General features: G+C 68.2%; 16 protein-coding genes. 13 read left to right on the top strand and 3 right to left on the bottom strand.

The genetic code is table 11. From position 1 onward, the window contains the following. The first annotated feature begins 25 nt into the window (after positions 1-25). From rbfA to WG898_RS17495, 13 genes are all read left to right on the top strand, one after another. Positions 26-415, top strand: a complete 390-nt coding sequence (gene rbfA, locus WG898_RS17555; RefSeq protein ID WP_339604087.1) for a 30S ribosome-binding factor RbfA — start codon at positions 26-28, stop codon at positions 413-415. Between the two features lie 22 nt (positions 416-437). After that, on the top strand, positions 438-1,385 hold the full coding sequence (gene truB, locus WG898_RS17550) for a tRNA pseudouridine(55) synthase TruB (RefSeq protein ID WP_339604086.1): 948 nt from the start codon (positions 438-440) through the stop codon (positions 1,383-1,385). Positions 1,386-1,410: 25 nt separating this feature from the next. Continuing rightward, positions 1,411-3,234, top strand: coding sequence for a translational GTPase TypA (gene typA, locus WG898_RS17545; RefSeq protein WP_339604085.1), 1,824 nt, complete (start codon positions 1,411-1,413; stop codon positions 3,232-3,234). Continuing rightward, a complete protein-coding gene (locus tag WG898_RS17540) occupies positions 3,234-4,133 on the top strand; it encodes a DMT family transporter (protein WP_339604084.1) in 900 nt (299 codons plus the stop codon). Before typA ends, WG898_RS17540 begins: the two co-directional genes overlap by 1 nt. Positions 4,134-4,170: 37 nt before the next feature. After that, positions 4,171-5,295, top strand: coding sequence for an enoyl-CoA hydratase/isomerase family protein (locus tag WG898_RS17535; protein WP_339604083.1), 1,125 nt, complete (start codon positions 4,171-4,173; stop codon positions 5,293-5,295). 52 nt (positions 5,296-5,347) lie between these two features. Then, complete coding sequence (locus WG898_RS17530; protein ID WP_339604082.1) at positions 5,348-7,009, top strand: formate--tetrahydrofolate ligase; 1,662 nt, start codon at positions 5,348-5,350, stop codon at positions 7,007-7,009. A 101-nt stretch (positions 7,010-7,110) separates the two neighbouring features. Further along, positions 7,111-7,479, top strand: a complete 369-nt coding sequence (locus WG898_RS17525; RefSeq protein ID WP_339604081.1) for a hypothetical protein — start codon at positions 7,111-7,113, stop codon at positions 7,477-7,479. A 48-nt stretch (positions 7,480-7,527) separates the two neighbouring features. Further along, on the top strand, positions 7,528-8,814 hold the full coding sequence (locus WG898_RS17520) for an MFS transporter (protein ID WP_339604080.1): 1,287 nt from the start codon (positions 7,528-7,530) through the stop codon (positions 8,812-8,814). A 6-nt stretch (positions 8,815-8,820) separates the two neighbouring features. Beyond that, on the top strand, positions 8,821-9,360 hold the full coding sequence (locus WG898_RS17515; protein ID WP_339604079.1) for a hypothetical protein: 540 nt from the start codon (positions 8,821-8,823) through the stop codon (positions 9,358-9,360). Positions 9,361-9,431: 71 nt separating this feature from the next. Then, positions 9,432-10,418, top strand: coding sequence for a tRNA dihydrouridine(20/20a) synthase DusA (gene dusA / locus WG898_RS17510; RefSeq protein WP_444718968.1), 987 nt, complete (start codon positions 9,432-9,434; stop codon positions 10,416-10,418). 60 nt (positions 10,419-10,478) lie between these two features. After that, the gene (locus WG898_RS17505) at positions 10,479-11,462 is read left to right on the top strand and encodes an MBL fold metallo-hydrolase (protein ID WP_339604077.1); all 984 of its coding nucleotides are present in this window, start codon (positions 10,479-10,481) and stop codon (positions 11,460-11,462) included. After that, positions 11,459-12,022 (top strand): methylated-DNA--[protein]-cysteine S-methyltransferase, encoded by a 564-nt coding sequence (locus tag WG898_RS17500; RefSeq protein WP_339604076.1) that lies wholly within the window; start codon positions 11,459-11,461, stop codon positions 12,020-12,022. The genes WG898_RS17505 and WG898_RS17500 overlap by 4 nt, the downstream gene beginning before the upstream one ends. 50 nt (positions 12,023-12,072) lie before the next feature. Continuing rightward, positions 12,073-13,350 (top strand): DEAD/DEAH box helicase, encoded by a 1,278-nt coding sequence (locus tag WG898_RS17495; RefSeq protein ID WP_339604075.1) that lies wholly within the window; start codon positions 12,073-12,075, stop codon positions 13,348-13,350. Here the strand turns inward: WG898_RS17495 and WG898_RS17490 are convergent. The 3 genes from WG898_RS17490 to WG898_RS17480 all read right to left on the bottom strand — a co-directional run bounded on the left by WG898_RS17490 (position 13,326) and on the right by WG898_RS17480 (position 16,373). Then, entirely contained in the window at positions 13,326-14,588 is a 1,263-nt protein-coding gene (locus WG898_RS17490; protein WP_339604074.1) for an HD-GYP domain-containing protein, read from the bottom strand. The two genes, WG898_RS17495 and WG898_RS17490, sit on opposite strands and share 25 nt — an antisense overlap. Positions 14,589-14,665: 77 nt before the next feature. Beyond that, complete coding sequence (locus tag WG898_RS17485; protein ID WP_339604073.1) at positions 14,666-15,649, bottom strand: recombination-associated protein RdgC; 984 nt, start codon at positions 15,647-15,649, stop codon at positions 14,666-14,668. 73 nt (positions 15,650-15,722) lie between these two features. Continuing rightward, the gene (locus tag WG898_RS17480) at positions 15,723-16,373 is read right to left on the bottom strand and encodes a DsbA family oxidoreductase (RefSeq protein ID WP_339604072.1); all 651 of its coding nucleotides are present in this window, start codon (positions 16,371-16,373) and stop codon (positions 15,723-15,725) included. Positions 16,374-16,381 lie beyond the last annotated feature (8 nt).

Here is a 16,381-nt window from a genome sequence, read left to right as displayed (position 1 = left end):
GCGGGGTTTGTATTTGGAGTAGCAGATGCGACATAAACGAGCGATACCCAACCGGTCCTTCCGGATCTCGGACCAGATCCAGCGCGATCTGGCCGAGCTGATCCGCGAGCTCAAGGATCCGCGCGTGGGCATGGCCACGATCAATGCCGTGGAAGTCACGCCTGATTACGCCCATGCCAAGGTGTTCTTCTCGGTGCTGATCGGCGAGCCGGCCGAATCCGAGGCAGCGCTCAACGAGGCCGCGGGCTTTCTGCGCAACGGCCTGTTCAAGCGCCTGCAGATCCACACCGTGCCGACCCTGCATTTCCATTACGACCGCACCATCGAGCGTGCGGCCGAGCTGAGCTCGCTGATCTCCAAGGCCAACGCCACGCGCGCCCTGGACGACGGCGAGGAACCGAGCAAGAACGACTGACCCAGAAGAAGCCGAGCCGCCCGTGAACGCCCCCAAACCCCAGCGCCAGAGAATCCAGCGCCGTGCCCTGCACGGTGTGCTGCTTCTCGACAAGCCGCTGGGCCTGTCCAGCAACGATGCGCTGCAAAAAGCCAAATGGCTGCTGCGCGCGGAGAAGGCCGGCCATACCGGCACGCTGGACCCGCTGGCCACGGGCCTCTTGCCGCTGTGCTTTGGTGCCGCCACCAAGTTCAGCCAGGTCAGCCTGGATGCCGACAAGGCCTACGAGGCGACCCTCAAGCTGGGCCAGACCACCAGCACCGGCGACGGCGAGGGCGAGGTGCTGGAAACGCGCGAGGTGGCAGTCACCCGCGCGCAGATCGAGGCGGCCTGTGCCCAGTTCACCGGTCTGATCTCACAGGTGCCGCCGATGTACTCGGCGCTGAAGCATGAGGGCAGAGCGCTGTACGACTATGCCCGTCAGGGCATTGAAATCGAGCGCCCGGCGCGTCAGGTCACCATACACAGCATTGACATCCTCGACTGGCAAGCTGAACGGCTGACGCTCGCGGTGCGTTGCTCCAAGGGCACTTACATCCGCACGCTGGGCGAGGACATCGGCCGCGTGCTGGGCTGTGGCGCGCACCTCAGCGCGCTGCGCCGCACCGCCAGCGGCCCGGTGACGCTGGACGGCGCCATCAGCCTGGATGCGCTCGCCGCGATGACCGAGGCCGAGCGCGAAGACCTGCTGCGCCCGCCGGACGCCTTGCTGGCGGACTGGCCCGAGCAGCGTCTGGATGCTGCCGAGGCGGCCCGCTTTCTATCCGGTCTGCGGCGTCGCGTTGCCGTTGCAGATGTGAGTCGGGTGAAGGTCTACGGGCCCGAACCGCAGGCCTTTCTGGGCAGCGCACATATCAAGGACGGCGAATTGATCGCTGACCGCCTGCTCAGCCCGCAGGAAGCCCAGGCCCTGCTTGGCGCCGCGGCCTGACGTACCAGTTCTGAAGTGAGTTTTTATGAGCATCCAAATCCGTAACATCGCCATCATCGCCCACGTGGACCATGGCAAGACCACCCTGGTGGATCAGCTGCTGCGCCAGTCGGGCACCTTCCGTGAGAACGAGAAGGTCGCCGAGCGCGTGATGGACAACAACGACATCGAAAAGGAACGTGGCATCACGATCCTGTCGAAGAATTGCGCGGTGTCCTGGAAGGGTACCCACGTCAACATCGTCGACACCCCCGGCCACGCCGATTTCGGCGGTGAAGTGGAGCGCGTGCTCTCGATGGTGGACTCGGTGCTGTTGCTGGTGGACGCCGTCGAAGGTCCGATGCCCCAGACCCGCTTCGTCACCAAGAAGGCGCTGGCGCTGGGCCTGAAGCCCATCGTGGTGGTGAACAAGGTGGACCGCCCCGGCGCGCGCCCCGACTACGTCATCAACGCCACCTTCGACCTGTTCGACAAGCTCGGCGCCACCGAGGAGCAGCTCGACTTCCCGGTCGTCTACGCCTCCGGCCTGAACGGCTGGGCCACCCTGACCGAGGGCGAGACCGGCACCGACATGGCGCCGCTGTTCGACACCGTGCTGCGCCATGTGCCGCCGCACGAGGGCGATATCGGCGGCCCGCTGCAGCTGCAGATCTGCTCGCTGGACTACTCCACCTTCGTCGGCCGTATCGGCATCGGCCGCATCACCAGCGGCAGCTTGAAGCCCATGCAGGACGTGCTGATGTACGCCGGCCCCGATAGCGCCCCCAAGAAGTGCCGCGTCAACCAGGTCTTGAAGTTCGAAGGCCTGGAACGTCGTCAGGCCGATCTGGCCCTGGCAGGCGACATCGTGCTGGTGAACGGCATCGAGGAGATCGGCATCGGCGTGACGCTGACCTCGCCCGACAACCCCGTGCCCCTGCCCATGCTCAAGGTTGACGAGCCGACCCTGACCATGAACTTCTGCGTCAACAACAGCCCGCTGGCCGGCCGCGAAGGCAAGTTCGTCACCAGCCGCCAGATCTGGGACCGCCTACAGAAGGAACTGCAGGCCAATGTGGCGCTGCGCGTCAAGGAAACCGACGAAGACGGCATCTTCGAGGTCTCGGGCCGCGGCGAACTGCACCTCACCATCCTGCTGGAAAACATGCGCCGCGAGGGCTACGAGCTGGCCGTCTCGAAGCCGCGCGTGGTGTTCCACGATGTCGATGGCGAGCGCCACGAGCCGATCGAAATGGTCACCGCCGACGTCGAGGAAGCCCACCAGGGTGGCGTGATGCAGGCCCTGGGCCTGCGCAAGGGCGAACTGGTGAATATGGAGCCGGACGGCCGTGGCCGCGTGCGCCTGGAGTACCGCATCCCGGCGCGTGGCCTGATCGGCTTCCAGAACGAATTCCTGAACCTGACGCGTGGCACCGGCCTGATCTCCAACATCTTCGACGGCTATGAAGCCCACAAGGGTGAGATCGAAAGCCGCAAGAACGGCGTGCTGATCAGCCAGGACAACGGCGAAATCGTCACCTACGCGCTCGGCAAGCTGGACGACCGCGGCCGCATGTTCGTGAAGGCCGGCGACCCGGTCTACGAAGGCATGATCGTGGGCATGCACAACCGCGACAACGACCTGATCGTGAACGCGGTGCGCGCCAAGCAGCTCACCAACTTCCGCGTTTCGGGCAAGGAAGACGCGATCAAGATCACCCCGCCGATCGAGCTTTCGCTCGAGTACGCGGTGGAGTTCATCGAGGACGACGAGCTGGTTGAAATCACGCCCAAGAGCATCCGCCTGCGCAAGCGTCACCTGATCGAGCACGAGCGCAAGAAGTTCGCGCGCGAAAACTCCGGGGCTTGATGAGCCACCGGCACGCGGTTGCCCTGATGCTGCTGGTCACCCTGCTGTGGAGCACGGCAGGGGTGGTGTCACGGCATCTGGAAGCGGCGCGCAGTTTCGAGGTCACCTTCTGGCGCAGTGCCTTCAATGCGCTGGCACTGATCGTGGCGCTGGCAAGCATGCAGGGCCGCGCGCTCTGGGGTCAGGTCTTGCGCGCGCCGCGCAAGGTTTGGGCCTCGGCGCTGTGCTGGGCGGTGATGTACACCGCCTTCATGCTGGCCATCACCATGACCAGCGTGGCCAATGTGCTTGTGACGATGTCGCTGGGCCCCTTGCTTACGGCGCTGTTCGCGCGCCTGTTCTTGCGCCACCGCCTGCCGGCGCGCACCTGGGGCGCCATCCTGCTGGGCAGTGCCGGCATCGCCTGGATGTTCGGCCACGAGCTGCAGGGCGGCCTTGCCAGCCTGGCCGGCATGGGTGTGGCGCTGGGCGTGCCCATCGCTGCGGCCACCAATTGGACCCTGTTGCAGCACGACAGCAAACAGGCCGGTGACGAGCGCAGCGACATGCTGCTGGCGGTGCTGCTGGGTGCGCTGATTTCGGCCGCCTGCACCTTGCCGCTGGCCTGGCCCCTGGTGGCTTCCGCGCATGACCTGACCCTGCTGGCCGGCCTCGGCCTGTTCCAGCTGGCCCTGCCTTGCCTGCTGGTGGTGCGCCTCGCACGCGTGCTCTCGGGGCCCGAGCTGGCCCTGCTGGGCCTGCTGGAAGTGGTCTTCGGCGTGCTGTGGGCCTGGCTGGGTGCTGGGGAAGCCCCGTCTTCCGCCGCCCTGGTGGGCGGTGCTATGGTGCTGGCAGCTCTGGCAGGCAATGAACTGCTGGGCTGGCGTGGGCGCTCACCGGCCACGCCACTGACCCGTTAACTAACGAACAAGCTTTCCGTTGTTGGAGTTGTCCCGCATGCCCGCCGCCGCTGCTCTTCCCCCGCTGCAATCCGATGGCCAGATCCTGGCCGAAGTGAACGGTTGCCTGGGTCTCATCACACTCAACCGCGCGCCGGCGCTGAACGCGCTGTCGCTGGCGATGATCCGCGACATCACCGCCTTGCTGAAGACCTGGGCGGCGACGCCGGCGATCCAGGCGGTGGTGGTGCTGGGTGCGGGGCGCGAGGGCAAGCCCGCGGCCTTCTGCGCCGGTGGCGACATCCGCTTCTTCCACCAGGCCGCGCTGGCGGGCGACAGTGCGCTGGAAGACTTCTTCACCGAGGAATATGCGCTCAATCACCTGATCCACCATTACCCCAAGCCGTACATCGCCTTGATGGACGGCGTGGTGATGGGCGGCGGTATGGGCATCAGCCAGGGCGCCAAGCTGCGCGTGCTGACCGAGCATTCCAAGCTGGCCATGCCTGAGACGAATATCGGCCTGTTCCCCGATGTCGGTGGCGGCTGGTTCCTCTCGCAGTGTCCCGGTCATGTGGGCGAATGGCTGGCCCTGACCGGCCAGCCCATCGCCGCCGGCGACGCCATCGAGCTGGGGCTGGGCGACGTGTTCGTGCAGAGCAGCGACCTGCCCGCCATCATCCAGGCCTATCGCCATGGCGAGCAGCACAGCGCTGAGCACGTGGTGGCCACGGTGATGGAGCGCGCCGACCTCGCGCCCGCGCCCGATCATCTGGAACTGCGCCCGCGCATCGATGCACATTTCTCCAAGCCCACGCTCGCCGACATCATGGCCTCGCTGGCCGCGGCCGACGATGCCTGGGCCCGGCACACCCATGCCACGCTGCTGAAGCGCTCGCCGCTGATGCTGGCGGTGACGCTGGAGCAACTGCGCCGCGCGCGCCACATGACCAGCCTGGCCGAGGATCTGCGCATGGAGCGCGATCTGGTGCACCGCTGTTTCCATCTGCGCCCCGGCGCCGCCAGCGAGACGGTGGAAGGCGTGCGCGCCCTGGCGGTGGACAAGGACCATGCTCCGCGCTGGAACCCGGCCAGCATTGCCGAGGTCACGCCCGCCATGGTGCAGGCCTTCTTCGAGAGCCCCTGGACGGCGCAGCAGCATCCCTTGCGCCAACTGGCATGACCTGACCCCCGCGGCGGACCATAATCGCGTCACTCTCCCACAAGGAGCATTGATGCCCTCCGACATCGAGATCGCCCAAGCGGCGACGCTGCGCAAGATCCTGCCGCTGGCCCACGAGCGCTTGGGCCTGCCCGAGGACTGCCTGATCCCCTATGGCCACTACAAGGCCAAGCTGAGCCTGGCGCATATCGACACGCTGCAGGACCGGCCCGACGGGCATTTGGTGCTGGTCACCGCCATCACACCCACGCCGCCCGGCGAGGGCAAGACCACCACCACGGTGGGCCTGGGCGATGCGCTCGGCCGCATCGGCAAGCACGCCATGGTGTGCCTGCGCGAGCCCTCACTGGGCCCCTGCTTCGGCATGAAGGGTGGCGCGGCCGGCGGCGGCCATGCCCAGGTCGTGCCTATGGAGGACATCAACCTCCACTTCACCGGCGACTTCCACGCCATCGGCCTGGCGCACAACCTGCTCTCGGCCCTGATCGACAACCATGTCCACCATGGCAATGCGCTCGGGCTGGATGTGCGCCGCATCACCTGGCGCCGTGTGGTCGACATGAACGACCGCGCGCTGCGCCAGATCACCGTGGCGCTGGGCGGGCCGGGCAATGGCTATCCGCGCGAGGACGGTTACGACATCGTGGTGGCCTCGGAGGTGATGGCGATCCTGTGCCTGGCCACCTCGCTGGCCGATCTGAAGCGGCGCCTGGGCAATATCGTGGTGGGCTATACCGCCGCCAAGCAACCGGTGCGTGCGCGCGATCTGAAGGCTGACGGCGCGATGGCGGCCCTGCTCAAGGATGCGCTGGCGCCGAATCTGGTGCAGACCATGGAGGGAACGCCGGCCTTTGTGCATGGCGGCCCCTTCGCCAATATCGCGCATGGCTGCAACTCGCTGATCGCCACCCGCACGGCGCTCAAGCTGGCCGACTATGTGGTTACCGAGGCGGGCTTCGGTGCCGACCTGGGGGCTGAGAAATTCATCGACATCAAGTGTCGCAAGGGCGGGCTCAATCCGGCCTGCGCGGTGCTGGTGGCCACCGTGCGGGCCATCAAGCACCATGGCGGCAGCGGCCTCGATGGCGTGGCCGCGTTGGAGGCCGGCATGGCCAATCTGCGCCGTCATGTGGAGAACGTGCAGCAGCATCTGGGCCTGCCCACCGTGGTGGCGATCAACCAGTTCACACAGGACACGCCGCAGGAGCTGGCGGCGATTGCGCGTACCTGCGCGGAGCTGGGCGTGCGCTGCGTACTGGCCAACCATTGGGCCCATGGCGGCGCCGGCGCCACCGAGCTGGCCCGGGCCGTGGTCCAGCTGTGCGAGGCCGGGGCGTCGCACCGTGCCGAGGTCTATGCCGACGAGCTTACCCTGGACCAGAAGATCGAGACGGTGGCGCGCAAGATCTACCGTGCCGCCGGTGTGCGGCTCGAGCCCAAGGCGCGCCAGCAGCTGGCCGAGCTGCAGGCGCTGGGCTGGGGCGGGCTGCCGGTGTGCATTGCCAAGACTCAGTATTCCTTCAGCACCGACCCCGGCCGCCTCGGCGCGCCCGAGGGCCATGTCTTGCCGGTGCGTGAGCTGCGCCTGAACGCCGGTGCCGAGTTCGTCACCGCCATCTGCGGCGACATCATGACCATGCCGGGCCTGCCCAAGGCGCCGGCCGCCGAGCGTATCAGCGTCGACGATGCGGGACGCATCAGCGGCCTGTTCTGATGCGGTAAAGTTCGCGCCCTTTTTCATCTGCAAGTGCGTGAATGATTGCGAGTGCCAAACAGCGTTCAGCCGCCGCCGCCCGGGCGGCGGAGTTTTTTGTGATGAGCCAGCTGCTGCGCCAGGGCCATGAGGTCGTGCCCACGCTGGGCGGCATGGGCGAGGTGGAGTTGCTGGTGAAGAGCCGCAGCGGCCGGCGCTACGAGGTGATGGTGCGCGGCGTGGCCGACAACGGGCGCTGGGTAGTGAACAGCCAGAACGAGGCCGAGCTGGCCGAGCGCGTCTATGTGCTGCTCAACTACAAGCGCTTCGAGGAGGCACGCAGCTACCCGTTGGTGTACCTGCTCTCGGGCGCCAGCGCCGAGGCCTTGAAGGTCGAGCGCGGGCGCGCCCGCGTGATCGCCTTCGCCGGCAAGCAGGCGCAGAGCAGCGAGCTCGAACGCTGGATGGAAGCCTGGCATCTGATCCAGTGAAGCCGTGCTAGGCTGAGCCACCCCATTCCAAAGGTAGGGAGCAGACTCATGCCATTTCGGCGCGCCGCCACCCTGGGCCGACCCATGCAGGGCTTTCTGTACAGCGAGGTGCTGACCGTGCTGGCCCTGATGGTGGGCGGCGTGGCCACGCCCTGGTGGGTGGCGCAGCAGGGTGGGGCGCAGGCCTTGGCGCTGAACGGCACGCTCACCTCGGTGGCGGCCTTTCTCTTCATGCCCCTGCTGTCACCGCTGGGTGATGCCTGGCCCAAGCAGCGTCTGATGATGGCCGGCCTGCTGCTGAGCGCCCTGGGCGCGGCGGGCATGGCCGGCATGATCAGCGCGCAGGCCTACAGCCTGGGCTGGGTGCTGGCGATCGGCGCGCTCGCTGCGCTGGCCTGGGGACTGATGGCGCCGGCGTCGCTGTCGATCGCGGCCGAGCTGGTGCCGGCGGCCCAGCTGCCCGAAGCGCTGCGCCTGCAGCGCAGCGCGCAATCGCTTGGGCGCGTGCTGGGGCCGGCCGTGGGCGGCCTGCTGGTGAGTGCGTCCACCGGCGTGGCTATGTGGGCGCAATGCGGGCTGCTGCTCGCCGCCGCGCTGGCGGTGCGTGCGATCCCGGGCCATGCCGCGGCGCCGACAAGCGTTCCGCGCGCTGCCTGGCGCGACGAGTTGCGCCAGGGCCTGAAGGCCAGTTGGTCGGTCAGGACCGAGCGCGGCTGGACACTGGTGAGCTTTGTCGGCACCACCTGCCTGTTGCCGGGCTTTGGCCTGCTGGTGCCACTCAAGCTGCAATCGCTGGGGCTCTCGGGCGGCTGGCTGGGCGCGGCCGAGGCGGGCCTGTCGATGGGCATGCTGGGCGGCGCGTTGGGCGGCTCCAACTGGGTGGCCGCCAGGCTGGGACGCTTTCACACCCGCGTCGGCGGCACCCTGCTGCAGGGGCTGGGCCTGTGCCTGGCGGGCGCCACCTCGCAGGGCCTGGTGCTGGTGCTGGCCCTGTTCGGCGTCGGCTTTGCCAACTCCTGCGGTGTGCTCGCCGGCCAGACGCATCGCATGCTGGCCATCCCCGCGCATTTCCGCGCCCGGCTCAATGCCGTCAGCATGATGCAGCTGCAGGTGTCGGCCGCGCTGGGGCCGGCGCTGGTCGGCTGGGCCCTGCTGCATGCCAAGGTGAGCAGCGTCTACGTCGCGATGGGCGCGATCGGAGCCTTGTCGGCACTGGGCTTTGCGCTCGTGCCGGGGCTGCGCGAGATGTTGAGCCTCGAACATGAGCAGGTGCGCGACTGGTACGCGCGTCAGCACCCCGAACTCTTCCATGCACATTCCCCTGCAACTTCCTGAGCAAGCATGACAACACGAGTTCTCTATGCCGCTGGCCTGCTGCTGGTCCTGAGCGCCTGCGCCGCGGGGCCGCAAGGCCAGGCCGGCAAAGCGCCCACCGAAGAGCGCATTGCCGACGCCGCCACCGCGCCCCTGGCCGACCTGAACCTGGTGCGGGCCAAGATCCCCGAGCTCTTGCAGCGTGCCCAGGAGCAGCCCTACCAGGCCCCGGCCGAGCGCAGCTGCGCCGCGCTGCAAGCCGAGGTGAGGGCGCTGGACGAGGTGCTGGGCCCCGACGTGGATGCGCAGCGCGCCCGGCAGAGCGATGCCGAGCGCGGCGGCGAGGCCCTGGGCGACGCCGCCATCGGTGGCCTGCGCGGCGCCGCCGAAGGCCTGCTGCCCTTCCGCGGCTGGGTACGCAAGCTCACCGGTGCCGAGCGCTATTCGCGCCAGGTGGCGGCGGCGGTGGCAGCCGGCATGGCGCGACGTTCCTACCTCAAGGGCCTGGGCCAGCCGCTGGCTTGTGAGTTTGTGCCGGCCCCGCTGCCAGCGCCGCAAACACCCTAAGGGATAATGCCGGGGTGCAAGACCCCACCCCGAACCCATCGCCCAGCCCCTGGCGCCTCTCGGTCGCGCCCATGCTGGACTGGACCGACCGGCACTGCCGCTTCTTTCATCGCCTGCTCACCAAGCAGACCCGGCTCTACACCGAGATGGTCACCACCGGTGCGCTGCTGCATGGCGACCAGCCACGTCATCTGGACTTCAATCCCGAGGAGCATCCGCTGGCGCTGCAGCTGGGCGGCTCCGAGCCCGCGGACCTGGCCGCCTGCGCCCGCCTGGCCGAGCGCTGGGGCTATGACGAGGTGAATCTGAACTGCGGCTGCCCCAGCGAGCGGGTGCAGCGCGGTGCCTTCGGCGCCTGCCTGATGGCCGAGCCCGACCTGGTGGCCGATGGCGTGAAGGCGATGCGCGATGCGGTCGCGCGCATTCCCATCACGGTCAAGCACCGCATTGGCATCGACCGCATCGAGAGCTACGACTTCGTGCGCGACTTTGTCGGTCGCATCGCCGAGGCTGGCTGCGAGGTCTTCATCGTGCATGCGCGCAATGCCTGGCTGCAAGGCCTCTCGCCCAAGGAGAACCGCGAGGTGCCACCGCTGCGCTACGAGCTGGTGCACCGGCTCAAGCGCGAGTTCCCGGCGCTCACCATCGTGCTCAACGGCGGACTCAAGACCGACGTCGAGATCGCCGAGCAGCTGGCGCATGTGGACGGCGTGATGGTGGGCCGCCAGGCCTACCACGAGCCCTGGCAGCTGGCGGCCTGGGACGAGCGCTTCTTCGGCAGCGCCGGCCCGGCCGACCTTGGTCCCGGTGGCCGTGAACAGGTGGAGGATGCCTGGATTGGCTACCTGCAACGCCTGGTGGATCAGGGCCGACCGTGGCCGCAGGCGATGCGCCATGCCCTGGGCCTGTGGAACGGCGCCGCCGGCGCCAGGCGCTGGCGCCAGGTCTGGTCCGACCATCATCTCAAGGGCCTGCCGCCGGCGGTGGTGCAGGGCCAGGCGAGCGCGGCGCGCCTGGGTGTGGCGGCGCATGTAGAGCAGGGCGCGCGCGCGGCCTGACGCCTGGCACGGGCACCCGGGCCCACAAGCCTGGCATGCTGGCAACATCAAGGAGACCCCATGTTGCTGCGCCACCTGCTTGTGTTGAGCCTCATGCTGTGCACCGCGGCCCAGGCTGCCACCCCTCAGGCGCTGGATGATGATGAAGGCGTCTTCTGGCTGCCCGGCAGCCATGTCGCAGGGGCCCAACCCGACGGCAACAGCGTGCTGCTGCGCGGCGCGCAGGGCTGGGTGCTGGTGGACAGCGGCCGCCACGCCGCCCATACCCAGGCCCTGCTGGACTTCTTCATGCGCGGGCGAGAAAAAGGCGGCAAGGAGCTGGCCCTGATCAACAGCCACTGGCATCTGGACCACCTTGGCGGCAATGCGCTCATTCGGCAGCAATGGCCGGGGCTGCGCGTCTACGCCAGCGCGGCCGTCGAGGGCGCTCTGCAGGGCTGGTTGAGTGACTATCGAAAGCAGCTCGAGGGCTTGATCGAGAAGCCACAAGATCTCGACGAAGACAGCCTGCGCTCGGTGCGCATCGACCTGGCTCTCTTGCAGCAGGCCGAGGCGCTGCGCCCCGATCAGATCCTGGATGGCGCCCAGCAAGACCTGACCCTGGCCGGCCGCAAGCTGCGCCTGGGTGTGATCAAGGGGGCGGTGAGCGGCGGCGATGTCTGGGTGCTGGATCTGGCCAGCCAGACCCTGGTGGCGGGTGATCTGGTGACCATGCCCGTACCCTTTCTGGACACCGCCTGCGCCAGCGGCTGGGCTACAGCCCTGCAGACGCTGGCGGACCAGCCCTTCACCCGCCTGGTGCCCGGCCATGGGCCGGTGCTGAGCCGGCAGGAGTTCCAGCACTATCGCGAATCCTATGGGCGGCTGCTGCAATGCGCCGCTTCCGCGCAGGAGCCGACGGCATGCGCCGACCAATGGCTGCGCGATGCCGCGGCCTGGATCGCGCCGGCCGAGCAGCCGCGTGCCCGCGCCATGCTGGGCTACTATTTTTCGCAGCATCTGCGCGCGCCCACACGCGAGCGCTTCTGCAACGCCTCGCCATGAACGGGCAGATGCTGTTCTTCCACTGCTACGACACCGCCCTCGGCCACTGCGGCATTGCCTGGGGTGAGTGCGGCATCGTCGGCGCGCAGCTGCCTGAGGAAAGCGCGGCGGCCACGCGCGACCGCATGCGCGCGCGCTTCCCGGCGGCGCGCGAAAGCGGCGCGCCGCCGGCCGAGATCATGGCCGCCATCGAGGGCGTGCAGGCCCTGCTGCGCGGCGAGCCGCGCGACCTGCTGGAGTTGCGCCTCGATGAGACCGGCATCCCCGACTTCAACCAGCGCGTGCATGCACTGACCCGCCGCATCCCGGTGGGCCAGACGCGTACCTATGGCGAGCTGGCCCAGGCCCTGGGCCTGCCCGGCGCGGCGCGCGCGGTGGGCCAGGCCGAGGGCCACAACCCCTTCGCCCCCATCGTGCCCTGCCATCGCGTGATGGGGGCTGGCGGCGTGGGCACGGGATTCTCGGCGCATGGCGGGGTGGCCACCAAGCTGCGCCTGCTGGCCATAGAGGCGCGTGCCACCGGGCAATGGGCGGGTGAGCAGGGCGGGCTGTTCGGCTGACTCATACAATTGGCCCCCCTCCCAGCCTTCCCGTTCACCGGGACCCGCCCATGTCCTTCGCCACCCTGGGCCTGATGCCCGCCCTCGTGCACGCGGTGCGCGAGCAGGGCTACCACGCGCCCACGGCGATACAGTCGGCCGCTATTCCCGCCATCCTGGGCGGCGGCGATGTGCTGGGCCTGGCCCAGACCGGCTCGGGCAAGACCGCCGCCTATGCCTTGCCATTGCTGCACCGAGTATGGGAGCAGGGCGCCGATGCCGCGCGCCAGCCGCGCGCGCTGGTGCTGGTGCCCACGCGCGAGCTGGTGAGCCAGGTGGGCGAGGCGCTGCGTGAGTTCGCGCGCGCGCTGCCGGCCAGGCTGCACATCGCGCTTGCCTTTGGCGGTGTCTCGATCAACCCGCAATTGATGGGCTTGCGCGGTGGCTGCGACGTGATGGTGGCCACGCCCGGCCGCCTGCTGGACCTGATCGAACACAATGCCCTGCGCCTCGCGGCCGTGCACACCCTGGTGCTGGACGAGGCCGACCGCCTGCTGGACCTGGGCTTTGCCGACGAGCTGAACCGGCTGCTGGTGCAGCTGCCGCAACGGCGCCAGAACCTGTTCTTCTCGGCCACCTTCGCGCCCGCCGTCGAGGCGCTGGCAAACGGTTTGCTGACGCGTCCTGTGCGCATCGAGATCGCCCCCGAGCCGCTGCGCACCGACGCCATCCAGCAGCGCGCCATCGTTGTCGATGCCGCCAAGCGCACGCCGCTCTTGCGCCATCTGCTGCAGCAGGAGGCCTGGCCGCGCGCACTGGTGTTCGTGGCCACCAAATACGCCACCGAGCATGTCTCCGACAAGCTTTGGGCCCATGGCATCAAGGCCGCCGCCCTGCATGGCGAGCTGAGCCAGGGGGCGCGCACGCGCGTGCTGCAGGCACTCAAGGACGGCGAGCTGCAGGTGCTGGTGGCCACCGATGTGGCGGCGCGTGGCCTGGACATCCCCGAGTTGCCGGTGGTGCTGAACTACGACCTGCCGCGCTCGGCGGCCGACTATCTGCACCGCATCGGCCGCACCGGCCGCGCCGGTGCCAGCGGTCAGGCACTGAGCTTCATCAGCGGCGAGACGGTGACGAATTCGGAGCAGCATTTCCGCCTGATCGAGAAACGCCAGGGGCAGCGCGTGGCGCGCGAGCAGATCGCAGGCTTCGAGCCGGCCGCCACGCTCAGCGCCGAGCCCGGCCCGGGCGGCATCAAGGGCAGGCGCAAGAGCAAGAAGGACAAGCTGCGCGAAGCCGCAGCCCTGGCTGCAGCAGCCGAGGCTCAGGCCTTGTCGGCGTCGAAGTAGTAGGCCAGGCGCTTGCGCGGCGCGAGGTAGTCGAACACCGCCTCGGGCAGTTGCTGGGGCTTGAGGGTGCGCACGATGCTCACATCGGCCTCCTGCTCCAGGTCCACCAGGATGGCCTGGTCCCGCGGCACGGCGGCGTCGTAGACCAGCACCATGGGCTTGAGCGGCCGGGCGCTGTTGACCGAGACCACCATGGCCATGCTGTCGTTGGACAGCACCACCAGCGTGCCGGGTGGGTAGATGCCCATGCAGCGTATGAAGGTGCTCAGCGGCAGGGCCTCGAACTGGCCGCGTTGCTGGCCATACATCACCGAGAGCGCCTCGTGCGGCGTCATCGCGCGCGCCGGGTTGGCCGGGTTGCAGAAGTTGTCAAAACTGTTGGCCACCGCCACGATGCGCGCCAGCATCGAGATCTGCGGGCCCTTCAGCCCCTCCGGATAGCCGCCGCCGTCCACGCGCTCATGATGCTGCCCTATCACGTTCAGCACCTCGGGCGAGAGGCCCAGCTTGCGCCCCGTCACCAGGCCGTATTGGCAATGCTGGCGCAGCAGCTCGGCCTCGGGCTTGGTGAGCGGTTCCTGTTTGCGCACGATGCGATCGGGCACGTCGAACTTGCCGATGTCATGCAGCAGGGCGGCCACGCCCAGCAGCTTGATGGCCTCGGGCGGCGCCTTCAGCTCCTTGGCCAGCATCATCGCCAGCACCGTCACATTGAGGGCGTGGTGGTAGGTTTCGTCGGCACCGATCTTGTCCTTCATCAGATTGATGGCCACCTCGGCATCGGCAAGCATGGACTCGGCCATGGTGGCCACCAGCTTGAGCGCTTCCTCGCGGGCCTGCTCGGGCTGGGAGAACAAGTTCTGGTTGATGCTCTTGAGCGCCTTGGCCGCGGAGAGGAATTCGCGCTCGCAGGCCTCCACGCGAGCACGCTGTGCGGCCAGCCGCGCGACGCGCTCGCGCTTGGCGCGGTAGGCCTCGCTGTCGAGATCGTTGCTGGCCGCGGGCGGCGCCTCGCGGCCGGCATCCGCCGCCGGCAGGGCCAGCGGCTCGCCGTCGCTCTTGCCGGGCAGGTAGCGGATCTGCTTCAGCCCCAGCGACTGCAGGGTCTGGATCTGGTTCAGATCCTTGATCTTGAAGCTGGAGAAGGTGAAGGGATGCTCGGTCCAGGGCAGCTCGAGCACCACATGCAGGCCGATGCAGAGCTGGCTGGGGTGGATGTAATCGGGACCTGGGGTCATGGCACGGACTGGATGGAGAGATAGGTAGATCTGCCTGCATCATGCGCGCTCGCCGCACCGGCGCGCAAGGCTGCAGATCAATCCCAGGGCGCGCTTTCCAGCGTTTGTGTCGGCGCGGGTGCCAGGTCTTGCGGCAGCGCCGCCGGCAGGCTGGCGCCGGCGGCAGCGAAGTCATGCTCGCCGCCCAGCCCTTCGATCAGCTCGGGGATCAGCTGGCCCAGCTCCAGTGTGGCCAGCGCCGCGTCGGCGTCGAAGGCTTCGTCCTTGGCGGGCTTGTCGCGACCCTCGAAGACCAGATCCAGGAAGGCGATCTTCTTGATCTGCATGGTGTCGGTGAGCATGAAGGAGACGCGGTCGCGCCAACTCATCGCCAGCTTGGTGGGCGCCTTGCCGCCGGTGAGGTGCTGGCGTACCTCCTCGATGTCGAGCGCATGGCGGGCATAGCGCACCACCGACTTCATCTCGTCCTCGCTCTTGAGCTCGCACTCGCGGTCTATCGTGAAGCCAGCGGGCGGCACGCCGTCCAGCAGCCAGGCCGTCATGCAGGCCGCGGGGGATTCGGCCGTCTGCACCAGCTGCAGCGAAAGCCCGTCGAGCTGCTTGACCAGCAGCGTCACCACCTCGTCGGCCTTGGCCGGCGAGCTGGCATCGATCATCAGGAGGCCCTGGCGCGGGCTGATCCAGACGCGGATGGCCGATTGCTTGGTGAAGGCCTGCGGCAGCAGCTCATGGGTGACCTGTTCCTTGAGCTCGTTCCTGGCCTTCTTGCCGGGCTTGCGGCCGGTTTCCTGCTCCATACGCTCGGCCAGCTCGTCGACCCGGCGCTTCACCACCGAGCCCGGCAGCACGCGCTGCTCGATCATCAGCTTGAGCAGCAGATGGCCGCCCACGTTCTCTACCAGCGGGGCATGCTTGACGCCGCGCGGCTCCACCCAGCCCATCGAAAGCGCCTGCGAGGCGCCACATTCGACGAAGGCGCCCTGGGCCAGGGCGTCCTCGAACTGTTCGATGGTGGGCTGCCAGTCGGGGGCGATCCGGTACACGATCAGGTTCTTGAACACTGCAAAATCCTCGGGGAGAAAAAAAGGGCGCCCGGCCGAGCCGGGCGCCCCTGGCATGAAAGCCGATATTGTCTCAGGCTTGGGCCGGGCTCTCGGCCGCCAGCCGCCTCAGCACCTCCTCGAATACCGCCGGCTCCTGGCCGCCCTGGATCAGGTGGCGGTCGTTGATGATGACGGAGGGTACCGAGTGGATGCCCTGGGCCTGGTAGAAGGCCTCGCGTTCGCGCACCTCGGCGGCGTAGCGGTCCGATGCCAGCACGGCGCTCGCGGCCTCCACATCCAGGCCCAGCCCGCGCACGGCGTCCAGCATCACGGCGTGATCGCCAGGGTTCTTGCCCGCGCTGAAGTAGGCGGAGAACAGTGCCAGCTTGAGTTCGCGCTGCGCCTCGGAGCCCTGCTCGCCGGCCCAGTGCAAGAGGCGGTGGGCGTCGAAGGTGTTGTAGATGCGGCTGCGGTTCTGCATATCGAACTCAAAGCCCAGCTCGGCACCGCGCTTGCGGATTGCTTCGCGCACGCCGGCGGCCTGCTCGGCGCTGGCACCGTATTTCTGTTGCAGGTGCTCGTCGATGTTCTGGCCCTCGGCGCCCATCTGGGGGTTGAGCTCGAAGGGCTGGAAATGCAACTGAACCGGCAGATCGGGCATGCGCGCCAGCGCCTGCTGCAGCGATTTGAGGCCGATGGCGCACCAGGGGCAGGAGATGTCGGAGACGAAGTCGATTTTCATCGGCGCAC

It is taken from the genome of Paucibacter soli (assembly GCF_037482845.1).
In the GTDB taxonomy this organism is placed as follows: domain Bacteria; phylum Pseudomonadota; class Gammaproteobacteria; order Burkholderiales; family Burkholderiaceae_C; genus Paucibacter_B; species Paucibacter_B soli.
The sequence above is the reverse complement of the archived record's forward strand: the minus strand, read 5'-3'. Positions and strand labels throughout refer to the sequence as shown.

Excerpts from the sequence above, each read along its gene's own strand:
- rbfA (WP_339604087.1), top strand. The coding sequence starts at position 26 with ATGCGACATAAACGAGCGATACCCAACCGGTCCTTCCGGATCTCGGAC.
- typA (WP_339604085.1), top strand. The coding sequence starts at position 1,411 with ATGAGCATCCAAATCCGTAACATCGCCATCATCGCCCACGTGGACCAT.
- WG898_RS17540 (WP_339604084.1), top strand. The coding sequence starts at position 3,234 with ATGAGCCACCGGCACGCGGTTGCCCTGATGCTGCTGGTCACCCTGCTG.
- WG898_RS17535 (WP_339604083.1), top strand. The coding sequence starts at position 4,171 with ATGCCCGCCGCCGCTGCTCTTCCCCCGCTGCAATCCGATGGCCAGATC.
- WG898_RS17530 (WP_339604082.1), top strand. The coding sequence starts at position 5,348 with ATGCCCTCCGACATCGAGATCGCCCAAGCGGCGACGCTGCGCAAGATC.
- WG898_RS17525 (WP_339604081.1), top strand. The coding sequence starts at position 7,111 with ATGAGCCAGCTGCTGCGCCAGGGCCATGAGGTCGTGCCCACGCTGGGC.
- WG898_RS17520 (WP_339604080.1), top strand. The coding sequence starts at position 7,528 with ATGCCATTTCGGCGCGCCGCCACCCTGGGCCGACCCATGCAGGGCTTT.
- WG898_RS17515 (WP_339604079.1), top strand. The coding sequence starts at position 8,821 with ATGACAACACGAGTTCTCTATGCCGCTGGCCTGCTGCTGGTCCTGAGC.
- dusA (WP_444718968.1), top strand. The coding sequence starts at position 9,432 with ATGCTGGACTGGACCGACCGGCACTGCCGCTTCTTTCATCGCCTGCTC.
- WG898_RS17505 (WP_339604077.1), top strand. The coding sequence starts at position 10,479 with ATGTTGCTGCGCCACCTGCTTGTGTTGAGCCTCATGCTGTGCACCGCG.
- WG898_RS17500 (WP_339604076.1), top strand. The coding sequence starts at position 11,459 with ATGAACGGGCAGATGCTGTTCTTCCACTGCTACGACACCGCCCTCGGC.
- WG898_RS17495 (WP_339604075.1), top strand. The coding sequence starts at position 12,073 with ATGTCCTTCGCCACCCTGGGCCTGATGCCCGCCCTCGTGCACGCGGTG.
- WG898_RS17490 (WP_339604074.1), bottom strand. The coding sequence starts at position 14,588 with ATGACCCCAGGTCCCGATTACATCCACCCCAGCCAGCTCTGCATCGGC.
- WG898_RS17480 (WP_339604072.1), bottom strand. The coding sequence starts at position 16,373 with ATGAAAATCGACTTCGTCTCCGACATCTCCTGCCCCTGGTGCGCCATC.